Genomic DNA, 18483 nt, shown 5'->3' with positions numbered 1-18483 from the left:
AAGCTAAAAACTTTCAACAAATGTATACGCCGATAGTATCTCGAAAGACTACGACCCCTAACGAATCCTTCACCTCGACTTCCATGCAATGCAATCCTCTATATTTGGTGGATTCTGGTAGATCGAAACGCTCTCCGGCATAGAAGGAATTTAGACCAGGCTGACTCTTCATCAGAAAATTGTACGTGCCCTTTGGATAAATTCCTGCAGATGTTTCAGTTGCAGCCTCATGCCCATGGTTATACTTGGTAAATGAAGCTACCAAGGGAAAGCGTAGCGCGGCTTCAGCACCCCGCTGGATTACCAGCCGAAACTGAAGACTGGAAAACTTAGGGAGAAATCGAGAGACCGAGCGATATTCCTCAAGCTGACCGTTTAAATCTACATAGCACTTGTAAGAAATATGAGGCTGACCTACTGCTCGAGAACCATCAAAAGTCGCCTTTTCTGAAGGATCAAAAGGCAAGAGATCACGATACTTTCGATTGTTCAGCTCTCTCACTTTATAGAATTTTTTATTGCCATCTCTATCGGTATAAATCTTATCCAGGTAATTTACTTCGACCGACTCACCATTCTCCATCCTAACTTTTTTGTCGACAAAGGCAGTCGGAAAATCAATTTTCGAAAGTAAGTTATCACCTAACATCGCGCAATTTTTTCGAGCCATTGCTTGGAGCTTAGCGGCCACGTCCACATAGAATGACGTCGGCGTTACCTCGCAGACTTCGCTGTAGCCGTAGGAGGCCCACAAAACCTCCTGATTTGAACCATAATCTAACCCGATCCGGAACCCGAGATCTCTGGCTTCATACCCCTCCTCGACGAGGACAGGAATAATAGTCCCCACCATTAGCGACTCTAGCACCGCAGCGCAATTTAAAGCGTTAGCGATCGTGTCATCCTCTGTGTCGGTATGGTTCCCGAAGAAGGCGAGGACTGCATCCCCCATGAATCGATGGACATATCCATCAAGGCTACGAACAACCTCCGACGCGGCCTTGAGTATGGAATTTTTGATCCATGACACCTCCTCCAGCGTGTAAATGAAGGACAACCGCGTGGAGTTCTTAATATCCAAGAACAAAGAGCAGACGTGATGGTATTCAACATCAGCCGTCCCCTCCAGATGCTTAAAATCCGGATGACAACCAATTACAGTCCGGTTGATATCCCCCTTACCAAACTGCGGTCGGATACGAGTCTGCAAAGCGTGCTCATGCACCTCTCCAACCCTGGGTAGGCTCCGACTCTCATTCATCACGATGCCGTCCATGACGACGTGACTAGACTTCATCATTGGCTTCGAACGAGCTTTATTGATGATGCTGCGGAAGGCATCTTTTGACGCAGTACTCACAATGCGCACCTCTGAACGAGCGAATTCATTAGCAGTCCAATCATGAGCACGGCAATCGAAATAAAATTCCCGTACAACAAAACAAGCGTGAGTCTTTTCAGAATCCCAAATTTAATATTTGCTATCTTTGCCAGCGTGAATACCTGCTGTGACAAATCTTGCAGGAAGGTATCGGAAGCCAAGGACGTCACCTTGTTTTCGTAACCTCCGGCCCCCTTCTGGGTCGAGGCTATATCACCATAAAAAATCACTGACTCACCAACATCCTTTTCGACCGAGCTCGTGGTGATTGGCAAAATGACCTTTACAGCCATCCAAAGACAAATGATGGACGAGCCGATCACACCAACAATTCCGATAGTTATCAAGATTAGCAACGGTGGTGACTGGGCGTCTGAGACAAGTTTATTGAGATTTACCGAAACCCAAGCAATTACTGCCGCCGCGTAAGAAATTATGATTGCACACTTGGCATTCGTGGACATGACATAGCCATCAATCCTTTTTAGGACTTCAAGCAAATACTTCGTCTTGTCCTCTACCTTCAGCTCATCCATCGCCACATTCCCTTGCAATTTCATAAAATATAAACCGCTCAGTATTTTGCCATCAAATTGCCACAGGGGCCTTAATGCTCGGATACGGCTCATACCCGACCACCTCAAAGTCCTCGAACTTATAGTCGTAGATAGACTCAGGACGCTTCAGGATTTTAAGCTGGGGAAGTTTCTTTGGTGTCCTGCTCAACTGCTCCTGGATCTGCTCCATATGGTTGGAGTAAGCATGAGTGTCACCAGTCGTCACGATAATCTCATGAGGGATCAGATCGCACTGTTGGGCGAGCATATGCGTCAGTAGCGCCAGCGCAGCCGTGTTGTAGGGCAAACCAAGGAACACGTCGGAACTGCGGATGTAGAGCTGCATGGACAGGTGCCGCTCATGCACAAAGGCCTGGTAGAGGAGATGACAGGGCGGAAGAGCCTGTAGCCCATTGCGCGCGTTTTCCTGCGGGCTTTGGCGCTCATCAGGAAGGTACTCGACATTCCACCCATGGAAGAGGATTCGTCGGCTATTCGGATTTGTCTTGAGGGTTTCAACCATATAGTCAATCTGGTTGATGGTACGGCCATCCTTCGTTGGCCAAGCAGTCCACTGCTTACCGTATACCGGGCCCAGATCACCATCCTCCGTCGCCCACTCATCCCAGATGCTGACGCCGTTTTCTTTGAGCCATTTCACATTGGTACTGCCACTGAGCATCCAAATCAACTCGTTGGCAATGCTTTTGAAATGGAGCTTTTTGGTCGTGAGCAATGGGAAGCCGTCGGCAAGATTGTGGCGGAACTGTCGAGCGAAGACCGCCTTCGTGCCCGTACCAGTTCGATCACCTTTGACCACACCATTGGTGATCACGTCGGTTAGGAGATCCAGATATGCTTTCATGATGGCCTCTGATCTGTCGCCGAGGTAAATGCGACTCTTAAAAAAAAATAGGATGATGCTGAAAACAAAAGACGAGCAGTGTTGGTCAGGCGAGCAGCGAAAATGACACTAGATTAGCGTTGTCCACAAAATGCACTGATTCATCATCGAGCTCGAACTCATTTGTTTCGTTGACGTTGGTGTAGTAAACACCTTTTTTAGAAATGACGGACTGGCAAGAAAGCTCATCGTCAACAGAGCGAAGGCCTTCAAATATTCCGTGGAATTCAGAGTCAACGAAAGGCAGCTCGACGGAACGGGAGATGTCCAGATCGGAACGCAGAAACTCTGTGTACTCCTCTGGGATGCTGTAGCGCTTCCCATTTTCGAAGATGGCCTTGTACTCAGCTAGGGCTGTGAATGGGCGCTGGTAGCTATGACGAGCCCACAGAAGATCAATCGCGAGAACCTCTTTCATACCAAGCAAGTTGAACCGGGGCGACGTTTGATTTTGCATCGCCCATTCAATCTCGTTGGCATCAATGGTCAGGGCATAGCGTAGAAGCTCGAGGCAGAAATCTGGGGCATACGCGTTCGCCGCAATTTTGATTGTGCCGTCATCAGCGTTGACGGAACGTGCAAGCCAGTTTCTAGCACTTGGGTCGTAGTGCCGTGCCTTGAGATAATTTCGAAAGGAGGAAAGGGGCGCCATCCAAGAGTATTTTCCGTCCTCCTGAGCAAGCATGTTTTCCATGCTTTTGTCAGAGCTCACCCGCAAGCACATCCAACACCCATGCCTTGCACCGCACGACGTTTTACGTTCTGCCGCGCCGTCTCGCATGAAAATGTTGACCATACAGTCGCCTGAAGAGTCGCGATACACCTGAGTCAGCTGGCAGAAATCCGAGTAAGTTTCGATTCGGCCGTTCGTAACCCGCCCAAGAAATGTGAAGACATCCATGGTGGTGAAGTCAGCGATCGGGCTCAAAATCCAGCTGGCCTTTTCCCCCTCTTTTGCTGTGTTCACGGGGACTATTGCGCTCTCGCCGCGGGAGGCCATGTTGCGACCGCGAACCGCCGATTCGTCACGGCGGGTACCGATCAAGGTTACGATCGAGTCATCTGAAAAAGCAGACCCCAACTCTTGCTTGATGATCGATTTTATTTGCCGTTTGGTGCGATCCATCGGTGACTTTTTCATTTGAATAGTGCACTTGGCCGAGTTGCCAGGCATCGATGCAACAGTTCGGCCGCCGATCAGTGAAATTAACCAGTTTTCACTGAGGTTGGGACTACACACCCACATGCGCACAGGAAGGCCTTTTCTCTCGGCGTAGGCCTTCAGGGATCGAATTTCCTGCTTGCTGAATGCATGAACCACCGGGTTTTCGATGAGCGTGTCAGAATTCAAAACGTGAAGCTCAGGTACTTCTACACCTTCAGCTTTGAGCTCTTCCATTGCTCTAAGGGTGAGGGCCAAAACCACAGAACTATCTTTTCCAAAGGATGTAGCCGCAACGACCCGCTTGCCTGCGCGGATCAGGCTCTTAATCACCTCCACAGCGTTGACCACTTTTTCGTCAAATGAAGGCTCCTTCACTGGGGTGGTCACCGGTGTCGCGTCCTGGAAGAGGGAAGTGGCGATTAGTTGCATCATGATGGCCTAGGAGTTGATTGATTCCCTCCACGGTATCTGGACGAAAAAAAATGCAAGCCATTGCACGAAGCTGAGCTGGGCGTAGGACAAGCTTCATGGTGCTGGCGCGTTCTCTCATTTCGACAAGTTGTCATCCGATAGCTTGTGAAACGTCGCTTACGGTTACTATCGTTAAGGGGCAATCGTCAGCAACGATCTGCGGACAGTACGATTAGGGGAGAGTCTTGATGAGCGAACACAGTGAAATGGTGATGGCCGCCGTGCTCGGTGTGATCAAGGACATGGAAGGCTGTGATACCACCGCTGAGGCAGATCAGCATCTAAGTGAGCTCAAGGGCTACATCCGAGCGATTACGGACCTGGGATTTGTACTGCCTGATACCCGATCTGATCTGGTCAGCAAAGCTGAAACCGCCCGCCGGCAGTGGTTTTCGACCAAAAAATGTATCGACCGATCTGATGATTTCAGATTGCTTGAAAACTTTATGAGTGCGTTATCTGCAGCTGCGACCGAGGAGGACATGTACGAATGCATCCTTGGCGCAGGGCTGTTGGCGGGATCTCTTCATGAGGACGGTGCAGTATCAATTGCAGAAGAGGAAGTCCTTCGAACACGAATCTCTACCGCGGCTCAGAATGCAGGAAAGCGCTTTGGCATCGAGAATCCCTTACAGACACTAAATGAGCAGGAGCCACGCTGTACGGTCGTTACAGCTCGTGAAATGATCGGAATTCTGTCCACGTTACCTGGTGAGCATCTCGACTTGCCGTTGGCCCATGAAAATGGACTCAATTACTTCGATTGCTCGCGCGTACCGGAGCTTACGACACGTGATAGTCGGACCCACCAATGGAGTGAGCAGAAGGATCCTGAGCAGGTGATAGTGATTTAAAAGGGCGGCTTGCAACACCTGGTGGCGATTGAGTCTTCGCCGCGCTTCTCACCATCCTCTGAGAGTGAACGTGCGAAGTTCCAACGCGCACTGGGTAGGGCAGGTGTCGGCTGCCGAAATAAATGCGAAATTTCGGAAATAGCTGCGACAAAAAAAGCCCGCGATTTGGGCGGGCTGGATGTTCAGCGACTTTTCCCTTATTTGTCCGTATGGATGACTACTTGGGCACCCTTACCGGTGACGATTGGACTGTTCGCACCTTGCGTTGAGAGATTCGTAGTCAGACACGATTGTTTGCTTACCAACCAGCCATAGGGTGTTTCTTTTGTGCGCTGCATTGTCAGCACGCACTTTTGGTTCAAGATCACTGCGTTGACGGTTGCTGTTTCACCGTCGATGACCGGCTCATCAACCAAGGTGAACATCTGCAACAGGAATTTAGGTGCCAGTTCTTTTGCTGCTGCCGCTGTACCTGGCTCGGTGCCTGTTTCGGTGTGCACTGGCTTGCTGCAACCGGCGAGCATAGCGAGCATCAGGGGCAGCAATAGCAGGGGGTGTTGGGTTGGCAGCATCACTGGGGGCGGCGACAAATGTCGTTTCATGGTGTTCATTACCTCTACCATCTCAGTCGTCTTGCGGATCTGCGGCAATGATTGCGTCTTGGACTACTTCGTCGTTGTCGAACCAGCCGTTTTCTGCAAGATCCAAATGATCATCGAGCATCACGCAGATGGCCAAAGCAGCTTTCGCAGGTTCACCACTGAACTCGCGAATCAGCTTCTCGACATCCTTGCGAAGCAGGTTGCCGGTTTCCAATTGACCGGTGCCGGGTTCGCGCTCGGGATCATCTAGAGTCAAAGGCTCCACGAGTTCTGCTGTTGGATTCAGCGTGACGCTCGCGCCGTCCAACGTCCGAAACTTCATTTCATTACTGTTCATCGTCGTATTCCGGATTCGAGGGAACGAAGTGTTCCTCTCCTACGACCTCAGCCCGCACGATGCGGGCTTGAGGGTGCAGCTGAGCGTTTTCTGCTTACTCGTCGTCAAATTCTTCAAGCTGGCCGAAAAGCGCGATTTCGCCCAAGTGGGTTTGATCGGTCTTTACGTGCTGAAGCTCGCGCAGAATCTTTTGAGCCAGCTCAAGAGCTTGATCCTTTGGGATCACCAGACGAATCAGGTCGGGATAGTGGGACTTCTCGGCCCAGACCGTATGGCCCTTACCTACTGTGAATTCAAAATCCTTGGTTGCCATTTCGATTTCCGTTGTTCGTGGAGCTGGTGGTGGACAGGGTGACTTGGGTGTACCTGGTGCGTTTTCCTCGGACTCAGTACGGATAGCGATGACGTGCTTTGGCGCGGTTGTTCGCTTCCTGGATAATGTACGGTGTAGCCATCCAGACCAGCCCCGTGAAGATCAACGCGACCAGCCCTGTGGTGCCGAACCACTTTGAATCATTAGAAAACAGGTACAGTGCGGCTATCGCGCTAACGCACATGCCTAGCGTCTGAATCGGAGCAACCTTGAGAGCGGAAATCGCCTCATCCATTGGGTTTCGTTTCACCTATTATTCCTTTGGTTCGTTGCAGCATTGGTAGAGCAGCCTGACGTTTGATTTCCATCTGGCGGCATGGCCATCGCAGGCAATCGGTACTCCAGACCAATCTCCAATTCATCCCTGTTGGGCTGTTCGGTATTTCCTCTCACACCTGGTATTCGGCCTACTGCTCGGCGGCGACAACTGGTTTGCCGTCGTGGGGAAAAGAGCCAAGGCGGTTATTCACCAGTGCGTTCAACGCACCGAACTTCATCGACTAACCTTCGCAATCTTCTCATGAGAAGAATAAAAGCAAGCCTAAAGACTGCCCCTTTCAAAGGAGCAATTAGTCGTTCAAAAACTGATGAAATCGATCTTGCAGGTATGCATTGACCTGCGAGAGTTGAGCGCAACATGGTAGGGCTTCCGTCGGCTTCACTGTCAGGGTTGCATTGAAATTATGCTTGATCCTGAGTGCGCAGAGGGTGAGATGTGTGAGAGCTCTAACCACCGGCCCGCCCTGGTCTTCACGGACAGTTCCACATGAGTCGCAGCTATTACCGACAGGAGTTAGGCCAGTCGCAAGAATTGCCATCAGCAGTCGCAGGTCTTTCGAAAATGTGTAGCCGCCAATTGAGGCTTTCGACAGTCAGATGTCGCAACTATTTCGGAAACGTCAGCTGGTACTGCAATCGGAAATTATTATCTCCAAACCACTGGATATATCCCCAGGTCGCCCCCATCTTATGAGTTAACGCGCTTTCACATCCCGTCGTCAGCGCACTCACCAGGAAATACCAATGAAGCAGATGCATTTCGTACTCGGGTCTTTGTCCCTCTCGCTCGCCCTCTTGGCCAACGCAAGCGAAGCCAGTGATCACCGTCGTGTTGAATTCCCCTCCACGCAAGGCAACTACGTTCAGATCTATGATCAGGACGGGCAGAAGACTTTTGAGATGGCCAGTGTGGACGTCAATGGCAAGGCCCAGATCGCCAAAGGCGCACTCACTCCCTCGAGTAGGCCGATGAGCTACGATCGGCCTCTGGAAGACATCACTGTCGATTTCGGGCCATGCGGTCTGGGCAAGTTTTACCAAACGAATCCTTCCCTGGGAATTGTTAAGTTTCCGGGGTTTCAAGGCGAGACAGGAAACTGTGCAATCCAGAACCCAGCGTCAGATTGGATTCGTCTTTCCACTGAAGTTAAGTGAGCGCGTATGAGCCAAGCTTAGCTGGCTTGGGGTCCTGCTAACTGAATCGCCCCCAGCGTCCAACGGCTGCGTGATGAACAAATCGCGAGTACTGCCGAAACCTGGTGGGCGCTTCAGTTAACAGCGAGCGCTCTGATGCTCAAGCGTATCTATACGCCGGACAACCCGTCGCAGTGTCGATGCAACCGCAGTCGATCGTTCCGATGCCCTCTCTACAGCCGAGAAGTAGGAGTGGACATCTGGTGAAGCTGACTCGAGCTCACCCGCAAGGGCGATGACAAAATTTACAAACACAAAACCTTCATCAATTTTTTTCCCGCTGCCAATTATCGGCCCGTCTTCGAGTTCGAGCACAAATCCAGAGCCGCAGGATGCTGATTCGCGCAAAAGCTTTATTCGTCTGCCAAATTGCTCTCTAAGTCGCCTCGTGAGTGTGCCGTGGTGGTATGTTCCTGCACCCTCAAAGAAGTCAGCCAACTGCTGTGTCAACGCGTAGACAGACCTCCAATGCAAAACGCTGGCTTGTTCGTTCCGCGCTTCCCTAGCAGCAACGCGATCGTCAAAGTCAGTCATTGAAATACGACCTTCCTTTACATCGCGCAGCCACTGCTGATCTTCCTTCCAAAGAAACTTACCACGCAGGGCGTAGATGTATTTGTCGAGGTAATGCATCTGGCCATGTTTGCGCAGGCGAGCAACCTGACACTCTATTTTCGAATTGCGATTGAACATGTCTGGCGCGTCCAGTGCGTCCATCAGATCGTTTAGTTGGGCGGCCGCTGAAATTGCATCTTGGAGGCAGTGAAGAAGATTCACTGCCTGGAACGTTCCCGCTCTGAATTCGCGAGGTCGCCGCGGGCCTCCGTAGGGAATGGAGGTCGCTCGTTGGACGATGTCGGGAAAAGTGTTGGGCAGTCCGAAGAAAAAGCTAAAGCGCTCTCCGAGTTCCACTCGTTTTGCCGCACACCACGTGCGGGATCTTTGCTGTACTTGGACAACCTCAGGTAGTGATTGGACGAGAGTTGATATCCGGGAAAACTGCCTGTGGGTGTAGCACCGATTTCTGCCTTTAGGTAACTCGAACCACCCATCATCAACCGCAGAGAGCAGTTCGCCTACGACATCACCACTTGGATGGAGAGGAGGTAGGGGCAACCTATTTCTCGTTGCCGCCGCGGTGATGACAGTGTCAGTAGTATGAGATTCGCAAAGGTGCATCGCAGTGATCCGGATGGGGTTACATGCGAGGCATTCTCCCAGGACTTACGTTTTTGCAAGAACGCTGGGTTTGGACACTGTGATGGTGAATTTTCCAGTCCAGGATGTACGGTCTGGTTGCCCAGAAGCCTTGGCTTGTTCGAATCCAGTCGCCGTGAAAGTGGCATGTTCGCCATGGCGAATGAACCCTCCTTTACCTTCGACTATCAGTGGAATGCCACGATCCGGATAGTGAGATTTCGTGAGCTCAAACTCCATATCTGATGGTCCGCCTTGCTTGCAGACGAAAAGGCCAACTTTCCATAATCTAGCCTGCTCAATTAGACGTTGAAGGCTTTGATTTCGCGCCCCTTGGTAGCGCTCATCAAGTATTACGATGTCGCCGGCCGTGGGGTTAATTTGAGCTAGATCGAAATTATGGACATCACCGACTTCAAGGCACCGACCAGGGAAATCCCGGTAAAGGGAATCCCAAACTGCAGGTGGCCAGCCAACGGGTTTTGATGTGAGGAAAAACAATCTGGCATTGGTCGTGGCCATGGCCTGGCCGGCGAGAACAAGGGCCGTCGTCGATTTACCGCAACCGACCCACCCACAAACAATTACGAGAGGTTGTTCGGAGGTCAAGTTGACGGTCTTGGTTTCACCATTATCAAGAGGCAGCGTGAAGCTGGCGATAGCAGATCTACTCTGGCCGGCCAGCCACTCGTTTACTCGGTTCCAAGGCAGGGCAAGGCCATGCTTAAGCGCTGCTGCATCCTGAGCTTGGTGGAGTGGAATACCTTGAGCCTTGGCGAGCTTTTTGGCGTCCTTCTTGACTTGATCAATAGTTGCGCCGGATGGGAATCGGGTTTCGTTGGACAAAGCAATCTCCTGCTCGGCTTTAGCGCCACGCCCACAAGGCGCATTACCGATAGGCAATGCTTCGAAGGAAGTTTTTGAAGCCATGGCCTGATCCGGCCTTCGCCCAGGTGGGCGTGCAAGCGTTGGCGTACGCTCACGGCAATCATGCCTGAGGCATAAAATTAAGCAACTGGGAGCATGACTGGCTAAGGCAACTAAGCCTTGAGCCAGCTGAAGTTGGTACTTCTACCTACCCGCGATACCTGGTGAGGGTCAGCGATACCCTCTATAGGGGCGGAATGGCTTCTTGCACGATTTAATTCAGGTTGAACATGGCATTCATGGCGTTCGTTGGCATGCGCACGCAGTCGAATTGCGACAGTAGCTACAGAGGAGGGATTTCTTATGAATGCGTGGTTCTCGAAGCATGTGCCAAAAATGTGGGGACGCTGGTGGGCAGCAAGACTCTTGGCCACCACTGCGTGTTCGGCTTGGCTCAATGAAAAAAATCAAGATTTCACGCGGTGGCAAAGGGTGAAACGTAACGGTACCGCTTTGGCGCTTTTTCTTTGGCCAGCCAGGCTGCCAGTCAGTATCAATATCAGGCAAAGTGCATGCCGGGAGGGGGAACTGTGAGAGGTCGTCGATGGCGCGAATACCATATGAGCAGGAGAAGGTCCTGAGCGATGCTTTAAGTAGTGCAGTGGCGGAATTTGTTGCTTCGAAGGATCGGTTTGATGTCGAGGGTAGAGCCTATATTCCTGGTGGATGGTTCGATCGGATTAAACGTAGGGTGCAGGGATGGACAGTACCCGAGCGTGGGTGGACAGCTACATTCCCCAGCAAATTTGTAGAGCTGACGATTCCATTTTCTGACGTCCTGTTTAGTGGCAGCAAGGCACGGCCAATGACAATCGACTGTCGGTTGATTGTCTCGGGAACATTCAATTACTACACAGACGATGAGCGTTCTGATATGGCCGTCCAACAGACAATGGACCGGTCTGATGAATATGCATGCCGCGAAATGCTGGGGAACCTATTTGCACCGCGTTCATGCCAGATAGGCTCATTGCCGCTGATCGTAGCAACGGAAGGGAAGAATCGCGTAGCGCTGTTTAAGGCGCATAGACGGCCGATGCAGACCATGGTTGCAGCCACACCCTATCCGGATGCCTCAGATCTGATGATTCATCGTTCCTGGCCATGTAGGATTTATAGTCTACGTTATGGGCAATGTCGGCGTGTGCTCCCGCTACCTGATGCCGTTCTCCCAATCCTCAAAGCCTATGGTGTGAGGTCGTCGCAATCGCCGATGTTTTCCATTCAGGATTATTTAGACTTGCGGCGTGCGAGAGCCGATATATGCAACTGTCAGATGAGGGAGTGATTGCCTCGCCCCGCGTGTGCCGAGCGGCTTAGACGCGCCTGAATGCCTGGCGCACAATCGCTTTTATAGTCTCGATACATTGCTGCGAATGCCGCGACGGCTTCCTGATGGTTCGGCGGGCTTTTCTACGGCCGGTCACGGTCTCCATACGATGGATCTGCTGGGAGTGACTGGACCCAAATGCATAACTTCATTAAGCCAATAGCTAGAAAAAAAGATACGACAACACATGCATGTTTGAATTGCAGACTTTGCGATTCAAAACCCGACGCGCCTAACCACCAATTGATTTGATAGGCCAGCCAATAAACTCCCTGGTAGATCAATAATGTGAGCAGAGCCGCAATTATTAGGAACACTCCAAACATGCCCTCAGAATTGTTCATATCCGTTCCCCCTTACACCCGAGAAGTGTCGTAGGCCCAATGCGTGTGGTTGTAATCCAGCCGACCAAAAGCAGCGTTACAATCGTGAATCATCACCATGAAACGCGCCCTGAACTGGCCTCGTTCGTTGTACTGTTCCATGTCGAACTCTTCGTTCAGTAAGGCGCCTATATCGCCGTCAATCCGTGAAGCGGCTTCAACATCGCTACGTTCACGGGCCGCAATGTAGTGGGCCGCAAGTGTGCAAGCTGATTTCAGAATCGACGGAGGAAAGATTGATTCTTGCTCTGCCAGCTCAGGCAGGGTGAATGGGTTGCTTGGCTTGAACATTGTTCTCTCCATTTACGTTATGACCCGAAAATTTCTTCGTTGCGGACTACTGAAGCCCGCATCGACGGGCTATTTAGTGTGCAACGGACTTTAATCGAAAAACATTTCTGATCCTTCTAAATCATGCCCCTATTCGGGGGCTAATACCCACCTGGCAGGAGGGCGGTAGGGGATAGCCTCATTCTTCCACCCGAAGAGGTTTCCCTATGCCTACCAGTGACTCCATACCGGCCGTCTCTCCAGCCAGCGACTCCGATTTGCCCTCCTACAAGGATTTGCTTGCGGAGACCATTCAGCTTCGGACACTTCTTGGCCAACAGATGGTGAGTGCCTGCCAGATGGTTGAGTTTGTTCGAACCTACGGGAGTCCGATTACGAAGGTGGCAGGCGGAGCCGCGCACCTTCTTTCAGAACTGCTCGGGCAGCAGTTGTATGAGAGTGATCCTGAGAATTACATTCAGCTCAGCTTTGATAGTGCAATGTATCCGGTTGGTGGCGACATCGTGGTCACCCTGCAGCGTACGTCTGGCCTGACGCCTCATGAACTCCGACTTCTGGCCGAGGAGGAGAGCGAGCAGCAGAAACAGCGCTGCATTCTCTTGAAAGACGCTTTGGACAATCAACTCCGGCAGGTAGAAGGGAAGGTTGAAGGTCCTGTCTTTGTCGAGTCAGCCTTAGCTAAATTGATTGAATCGCCGGCGGTAAGTGAATGGCTGAAAAGCGCCCTCAAGTCCGCGCTGGATCGTGACTGTGTGGATGCGGCGAATGATGCTGAAATCCTTGCCGATTTGCTGGGTCGTCGATGCAACTCGCTTTTGATGGGAGCGACGCAGCATCTGCTCGGTCAGGGTTAGGTGATGAGGTTCTATTCCTCGTACCAAAAGAATCTTTTCAAGCCAGCTCACCAGCCTTGTGGGCTCGTGCTGAATGAGGTCCAAAGGAGGGATAAATGCGTTATGTGATTAGCGCTCTGTCACATTATCTAAGTGGGAAAATCACGACTCGTCATTTTGTCTATGCCCTTCATAAGAGACCGCCGGCCGTTATTAGTAAGGGTCGCACGTGGGTGATAGATCCTGACTTAATTTTATAGTGTTCAGGCATGAACTGGTGGACCGTCTTATGTGGGGGATCTTTAGAAGCATTATTAAGAAATATCAGTGTCCGTTTAGAACATTGAAAAAGTTGTGCTTTTTTGAAAAAAAACGATTTGTATGGCGTTGCATGTCGGCGCTTAGGGGTTAATTTAGTTTCGTAAGCAAAGCAAATGTGACTTTGCAGAACTAAGTAATTATTTGGCCGTAGTGCCGCAAGGAGATTTAACGATGGGTATCAAAAAAACTGTATTAGGTTTCGCAATCGTCGCTCTGTTCGCTGCAACCGGCGCCAATGCAGGTAATGGCGGCAATGGCAGCGGTAATCCAAAGAACGACGCCGGCCACCCTACCAAGGAAGCTGTGGCTCGCTATGTTTGGAAAGATGGCAAACTTGTGCCTAATCCAAAACGTGCTGAAGATCGTCACGATGGTATTCAGGCCGTCGTTTCCAAGTAGGGTACTAACGCGTTACCAATAATACTGAGCCCCCGTATTTTTAGTGCGGGGGCTTTTCTGTGTGCGGAAATAACCTTTAGACTATTAGAAGTTTGCATGGGCAGTTGCGCTATTTAGATTCAACCTCAGCGAACAGCACCTTGACGATGTCACCCCGAGGGTCGTCTGTCTCCTGAATGAACTCAAGCGCCCCTTCCGTAAAAGTGAATTCGAAATCTCCATCAAGATATCGCCAGTTCTCGATGATGCTGGCGGTGTAAGTTCGATTCCCATTGGTTATTGTTACAATCTCACTGGCCAAGTATTTGGCGTATTGAAGCAATGTTTCCGTCGATACGGAGCCGTTCGCTGTCCCTCGCAACGTTCTCGGATATTTCATATTTGCACCACTATCCAGGTGACGTCGTCATCGACATGGGTGGGATCGGGAGCATCGAGCCCAAGCAGTTGAATTTGCGCTGCATCGCTCAAATCAGCCCAGAAACCGTCAGTTGCAAACACCAGCGTTTCACCCGCGATGGCCGCTCTTGTGACGAATTCTGGATCTGGCTTCTTCCGTGCTTTGAAACTGCGGCTGATTTGGTGCCGACCTTTGTCTGTTGCCAGCTGTCTATGACTGCGATCACGCCTCCAGTTGGCGAGGCAGTGTGGTGCAGTGATCCAAGCGATGGGGTCAGTGTGGGACGTTACGCCTGCGCTACAGTCACCTTCATATGCAACGGTAAGCAGTTCACCGGAAACCACTGCGACGAGATAACTTGCCGATCCTGTGACTCCGCCCGAGAAGAGTGAGGAGTGTGCGTCCTGGAGCACATCCTTTAGCAGTGTCTCGACCTGGTCATGACCCGAGTCAGAAACACCATTTTCGATTCGTGCCTGATACCCTGTGAAAATCTGATCGACCAATGCCTGGGCCAATTGCCCGCTGCCGGGCTTGGAGGTGCCATCGACGACGACAAAAATACCTCGAACGCCATCAAATGCCGCCCCGACGCGATCCCGATTTTCGTCGCGATCCTGACCCTTAACGGTCCTTGTTGAGTACCGGATCATTTGACGTTGCTCAACTGTTTTAGACGCTGAAAAATAATCTGGCCTCGACCAGGATTTGCGCTGACTGAATGCGAACTTTCAATCACGTATTGAAGAGAGTTGAGCGCCAGCAGTCCGGCAATACCGGCCGCGATATACGTTCGCAACTCCTGATCAGCCTGTGTAACCTCCTCAAGCAGGCTCTCTCGACCGTCCACCACCAGAACGATATCTTCGACATCTTTATGGTAGGCATCGCCTTCGCCGCGACCTTTGAATGCTTCGAGCTTTGTCGCGACAAAATACGTTGGTTTGAAAATTTTGATCGCAATCCCGCTGGGAAGCGTAATGGTTTCTGCGTTCGCTAAACCATCCACAAACCATCTGTTTTCGTACCCAAGGATCTCCTTTACTGATGGCATCACATCGACAATGACGTCGTTGAACTTGAACCTGCACGTCACATCACTGTGCTCAGCGGTAATCTTGAAACCCTGTGCCGCCAAGCGCTCTGTAAGTCTTTGCCAGTCAGCTATGCCACCAAGCTCGATCACAAGGTCAACGTCATCAGTGCTGCGGATGTCGTCCAGCACAATGTCGTCAGTGCAAAGAAGCCAGGTTGTGGAGCCGCCTACGAAGGCGACCTCATTCAAAAGCTCGTCGCCTAATCCTTCAGCGACGGCGCTCAACATTTCGTAGTTGTGATCTGAGGCGATGCTCAAAGGCCCATACCTTTCTTTAGGAGTTGAATTGCAACGCTGGTTTCGCGTGGCCCGCCCAGCCTGATGGAGTCTACTAGGGCTAAGTAGTGGTACAGGGTGCGATCGTTCTTTACAGCTTCTGGAACGGTCTTGTAGATAGGCTCGATTGCTTGGCCTCGCTCCTTTCCTTGAGGGTCGGGCCAGACATGGATAATTTCTCCTGCGCTTTTGAGGTGCCTAGTGAGCACAGGAGATGCGAAGCCAGTTGGAATCCCCCTTACTAGGGCGCCAGGCTTTACTGGGAAGAAGTACTTCAGGGCGTGCTCAGTGATCTTCAAAAGAGCAGGGCGATTCACCTTGGGCAGGGAGGTTTCATAGTCGTTCGTTACAAGCCCTGCCTCTCGACACCGAACGATTGAGTTTGAGATTTCACTTTTGCTCAGGCCTAAGGATTCAGCGAGTGCCCTTAGGGTGTAGCGATCTTTCCATTCCGCCACAGTCTTTGTCTGGCCAATATCATCATCGTCCCAACCCTGCCATTTGAACGAATCCGCATCGATGATTCGCGCGACGGCAGCTCCTATGTCGACATTGGCTTCGTCAGACGGAGGGGAAGTGATGAATGTTGGTTCGGGGCTATAATCATCCGGCAGTAGGTCAATGAAGGAAATGCCACCCCAGGCCACGGTTTGGCGACCTGTTGGCGACACTTCTTCCTGCGCGTGAAGGCTCGCCATTTTGTACAGCAGTAAAATGTCTTGACCTTTCAAAATAACCCGCCCTCTACGTGTCCACGTTCCATAAAACGTGGACAAATGTCGCACGCTGTTTTTGTAGGTGTCAAATTTATTTCCAGCCGCAAGGGGGGCTCCAGCCGAGCTCAGTGCTGTTGTCTCGGCGGACGGATTAGTGGACGCTTCGGATGGCTTTAACCATAACAACTGACACTCCAGTGCCATCAAACTCGTTTGAGTAAACCTTCGACCACTCAAGCGTCCAACCAGGCAGCACGTTCTTATTTTTCAGGCTTGCGGGAAGAATGGCGACCAATCGACCGCTGGCGATTAAAAGTTCTGAGGCGGCCTGTAGATGGGCGAGGGCGCGGCCATCCGAAAACGGTGGGTTCATGATCACGCAGCTAAAGCGCCTTGTCGTACTTGCTGCCCACTTGAGGAAATCACCCTCTACGGTATTGAACCCTTTCGCTCGCAGTATCTGACAATGCAATGACGATATTTCGACGCATGTAGTCTGAGACTTTGGAAGTTTGCACGCGATTCCGCCTTGCCCGGCAGATGGCTCGAGAATTTCATCGTCATCCTGAATGTCGGCCATTTCAACGGCTTCATCGGACATAGTGTCTGGAGTCGGGTAAAACTGATGCGATTTTTGATCCGGAACGCAGCCACTGATGATGATCCGATCCAGAGCCGATCTAGGGTCGTAATCGAACTCATACCAGATGAAGGCGTTGATATTCATTCGAACCCCGCCCAGCATGTGGAGAACGTTCTCAGCGCCTTTTTTGGCCTCGTTTTTATCGAAGTTTTTAAACCTTAAGGCGTATGGGTTCGCTGTAATTTCATCCCTGCCAACTCGACCTGGATGGACCATATCGGCAAGAAGGTGGATTACTTCAAAGGGCAACGGTTTGCCGATCAGCTGAAATTCTTTGTGCGGGTTCTTAGGCCTAGTGCGAAATTTTGGAGGAATAGCAGTTGGGTACAGAGTAGCCAGTAGGCTGTTAAGCGACCACGCAAGATCCGGGTTTACTTCGCAGTGAACCGTACCGCGTTTGTAGAGGCGCATACGCAAAGCCCCACCATCAACGATGTGCCAGGTTCCGTAATCCCGCTGCATCGCTTCTAGGAGAGGCCCGGACGTGCCATATCGTGGGGCGGATCGCCCCATGAACTTCGCGATAACACAGCGAAGGTCATGGATGTATCCTGCATTCTCATAATTGATACCGCCATCTTTATAGAGCATGTGGTTAATAATGAATATTTTTGTAAAGCCCTCAGGCTTGTTGGTGACGTGATCACCGCTCAACGCTCTAAAAATTCCATCGACTTGTTCGGCAAAAAACTTTGTTCGATCAGACAGCAGCGCATTTAGAGTGGAACGGACAGTCGTCTCTTCAAAATCAGGTGCCTGACGACTCTTGATCTGATTGTCCCATTCATCCCTTCTTGCTTTGGGCATCGCCTCATATACGTCAGTAAGTGCAAGTGCTTTGGTCCAGTAGGTGCTGTTCAGGTATGCCACAGCGCCTTCCAGGCTGAAAAGCCCACCTGACGATACAGACGCGCTTTGACCAGGTTCTAACGAATTCCCCTCAATGAAATAGTGAAGTGTGGATCGGAAGTCTTGTCCACTCATGAAGTCCACAACGCTATTCATGTTGTTGAGAGTTGCTGTGTACTCACCAAGGAGCCTGTCGACAAGGTCGGCCTGCACCGGTGCGAAGAATCTCTCGGACGGGTCAACAAGATCGCCCTCGATGGGGTGGAAGACCTCATGCGAAACGGCGTGCAGGGACTTCTGGTCTCCGTGTTGGTGAGTCATGTCGGCTCCTGGGGCAAACAATAATGTGTGTCCCTACCGTCTCACTATCTTCAAAATTGCAACCATCAAATGTGATTCGGATACTTGTTTGATGTCTTGAATCCCATGATGCGAAGAGCTACTTTATCGTCCATTCAGAACAGCAATTGATTGTCGTTCTGTGGGAGCTGACCCTGGTCAGCACTTCAAGTACGCGGCCTTACCTTCAAGGTGAGTGACTGCGATCAGATACCAGCCATGAGCTGGATTAAAGCCTACCGGGCGCTCTCTCCCGGTGGGGTGGGGGTGCCTCGGTGAACTGGAGGTACAACCTATGTCGAATAAACCATGCTTTTGTGGGTTCTTGTCTCTTGAAGATGCTCTACATCACCGAACCTCATCTGG

Annotated in this window: 19 protein-coding genes; 4 read left to right on the top strand and 15 right to left on the bottom strand. The window is 51.1% G+C overall.

The window, feature by feature from the left end; all coding sequences use genetic code 11:
- Positions 1–13 precede the first annotated feature (13 nt).
- The 4 genes from FFS64_RS22620 to FFS64_RS22605 all read right to left on the bottom strand — a co-directional run bounded on the left by FFS64_RS22620 (position 14) and on the right by FFS64_RS22605 (position 4436).
- Entirely contained in the window at positions 14–1360 is a 1347-nt protein-coding gene (locus FFS64_RS22620; protein WP_137807250.1) for an adenylate/guanylate cyclase domain-containing protein, read from the bottom strand.
- Positions 1357–2010 (bottom strand): Pycsar system effector family protein, encoded by a 654-nt coding sequence (locus FFS64_RS22615; protein WP_137807249.1) that lies wholly within the window; start codon positions 2008–2010, stop codon positions 1357–1359. The genes FFS64_RS22620 and FFS64_RS22615 overlap by 4 nt, the downstream gene beginning before the upstream one ends.
- Complete coding sequence (locus tag FFS64_RS22610) at positions 1970–2803, bottom strand: thymidylate synthase (RefSeq protein ID WP_137807248.1); 834 nt, start codon at positions 2801–2803, stop codon at positions 1970–1972. Before FFS64_RS22610 ends, FFS64_RS22615 begins: the two co-directional genes overlap by 41 nt.
- 85 nt (positions 2804–2888) lie before the next feature.
- On the bottom strand, positions 2889–4436 hold the full coding sequence (locus FFS64_RS22605; protein WP_137807247.1) for a phosphoadenosine phosphosulfate reductase family protein: 1548 nt from the start codon (positions 4434–4436) through the stop codon (positions 2889–2891).
- 230 nt (positions 4437–4666) lie between these two features.
- Here FFS64_RS22605 and FFS64_RS22600 point away from each other — a divergent pair, with 230 nt between their 5' ends.
- Positions 4667–5332, top strand: a complete 666-nt coding sequence (locus tag FFS64_RS22600; RefSeq protein ID WP_137807246.1) for a hypothetical protein — start codon at positions 4667–4669, stop codon at positions 5330–5332.
- Between the two features lie 197 nt (positions 5333–5529).
- Here FFS64_RS22600 and FFS64_RS22595 read toward each other — a convergent pair whose 3' ends face one another.
- The 4 genes from FFS64_RS22595 to FFS64_RS22580 all read right to left on the bottom strand — a co-directional run bounded on the left by FFS64_RS22595 (position 5530) and on the right by FFS64_RS22580 (position 6894).
- A complete protein-coding gene (locus FFS64_RS22595) occupies positions 5530–5943 on the bottom strand; it encodes a hypothetical protein (protein ID WP_137807245.1) in 414 nt (137 codons plus the stop codon).
- 13 nt (positions 5944–5956) lie between these two features.
- Positions 5957–6271 (bottom strand): hypothetical protein, encoded by a 315-nt coding sequence (locus FFS64_RS22590; protein ID WP_238347424.1) that lies wholly within the window; start codon positions 6269–6271, stop codon positions 5957–5959.
- A 94-nt stretch (positions 6272–6365) separates the two neighbouring features.
- Positions 6366–6584: a hypothetical protein gene (locus FFS64_RS22585; protein ID WP_137807244.1), complete on the bottom strand. Its 219-nt coding sequence runs from the start codon at positions 6582–6584 to the stop codon at positions 6366–6368.
- Positions 6585–6657: 73 nt separating this feature from the next.
- Entirely contained in the window at positions 6658–6894 is a 237-nt protein-coding gene (locus tag FFS64_RS22580; RefSeq protein ID WP_137807243.1) for a hypothetical protein, read from the bottom strand.
- A gap of 773 nt (positions 6895–7667) precedes the next feature.
- Here FFS64_RS22580 and FFS64_RS22575 point away from each other — a divergent pair.
- Positions 7668–8078, top strand: a complete 411-nt coding sequence (locus FFS64_RS22575) for a hypothetical protein (protein WP_137807242.1) — start codon at positions 7668–7670, stop codon at positions 8076–8078.
- Between the two features lie 117 nt (positions 8079–8195).
- On the opposite strand, the gene FFS64_RS22570 is transcribed toward FFS64_RS22575, so the two are convergent.
- The 3 genes from FFS64_RS22570 to FFS64_RS22560 all read right to left on the bottom strand — a co-directional run bounded on the left by FFS64_RS22570 (position 8196) and on the right by FFS64_RS22560 (position 12245).
- Positions 8196–8810 (bottom strand): hypothetical protein, encoded by a 615-nt coding sequence (locus tag FFS64_RS22570; protein WP_137807241.1) that lies wholly within the window; start codon positions 8808–8810, stop codon positions 8196–8198.
- A 531-nt stretch (positions 8811–9341) separates the two neighbouring features.
- Positions 9342–10244: an ATP-binding protein gene (locus tag FFS64_RS22565; protein WP_137807240.1), complete on the bottom strand. Its 903-nt coding sequence runs from the start codon at positions 10242–10244 to the stop codon at positions 9342–9344.
- Positions 10245–11927: 1683 nt separating this feature from the next.
- On the bottom strand, positions 11928–12245 hold the full coding sequence (locus FFS64_RS22560) for a hypothetical protein (protein ID WP_137807239.1): 318 nt from the start codon (positions 12243–12245) through the stop codon (positions 11928–11930).
- A gap of 206 nt (positions 12246–12451) precedes the next feature.
- Between FFS64_RS22560 and FFS64_RS31460 the strand changes: the two genes are divergently transcribed.
- Both FFS64_RS31460 and FFS64_RS22550 read left to right on the top strand, forming a co-directional pair.
- Positions 12452–13099 carry a hypothetical protein gene (locus tag FFS64_RS31460; RefSeq protein ID WP_202879040.1) on the top strand — a complete coding sequence of 216 codons (648 nt, stop codon included), beginning with the start codon at positions 12452–12454 and terminating at the stop codon, positions 13097–13099.
- 471 nt (positions 13100–13570) lie between these two features.
- A complete protein-coding gene (locus FFS64_RS22550) occupies positions 13571–13798 on the top strand; it encodes a hypothetical protein (RefSeq protein ID WP_137807238.1) in 228 nt (75 codons plus the stop codon).
- Between the two features lie 375 nt (positions 13799–14173).
- Here the strand turns inward: FFS64_RS22550 and FFS64_RS22545 are convergent, their stop codons facing one another.
- From FFS64_RS22545 to FFS64_RS22530, 4 genes are all read right to left on the bottom strand, one after another.
- Positions 14174–14851, bottom strand: coding sequence for a serine/threonine protein phosphatase (locus tag FFS64_RS22545; RefSeq protein WP_137807237.1), 678 nt, complete (start codon positions 14849–14851; stop codon positions 14174–14176).
- Complete coding sequence (locus FFS64_RS22540; protein WP_137807236.1) at positions 14848–15552, bottom strand: hypothetical protein; 705 nt, start codon at positions 15550–15552, stop codon at positions 14848–14850. Before FFS64_RS22540 ends, FFS64_RS22545 begins: the two co-directional genes overlap by 4 nt.
- Entirely contained in the window at positions 15549–16268 is a 720-nt protein-coding gene (locus tag FFS64_RS22535; RefSeq protein ID WP_171017119.1) for a MarR family transcriptional regulator, read from the bottom strand. Before FFS64_RS22535 ends, FFS64_RS22540 begins: the two co-directional genes overlap by 4 nt.
- A 169-nt stretch (positions 16269–16437) precedes the next feature.
- Entirely contained in the window at positions 16438–18099 is a 1662-nt protein-coding gene (locus tag FFS64_RS22530; RefSeq protein ID WP_137807234.1) for a DUF4942 domain-containing protein, read from the bottom strand.
- Positions 18100–18483: the final 384 nt, after the last annotated feature.

It is taken from the genome of Pseudomonas sp. G(2018), from assembly GCF_005502415.1.
In the GTDB taxonomy this organism is placed as follows: Bacteria; Pseudomonadota; Gammaproteobacteria; order Pseudomonadales; family Pseudomonadaceae; genus Aquipseudomonas.
The sequence above is the reverse complement of the archived record's forward strand: the minus strand, read 5'-3'. Positions and strand labels throughout refer to the sequence as shown.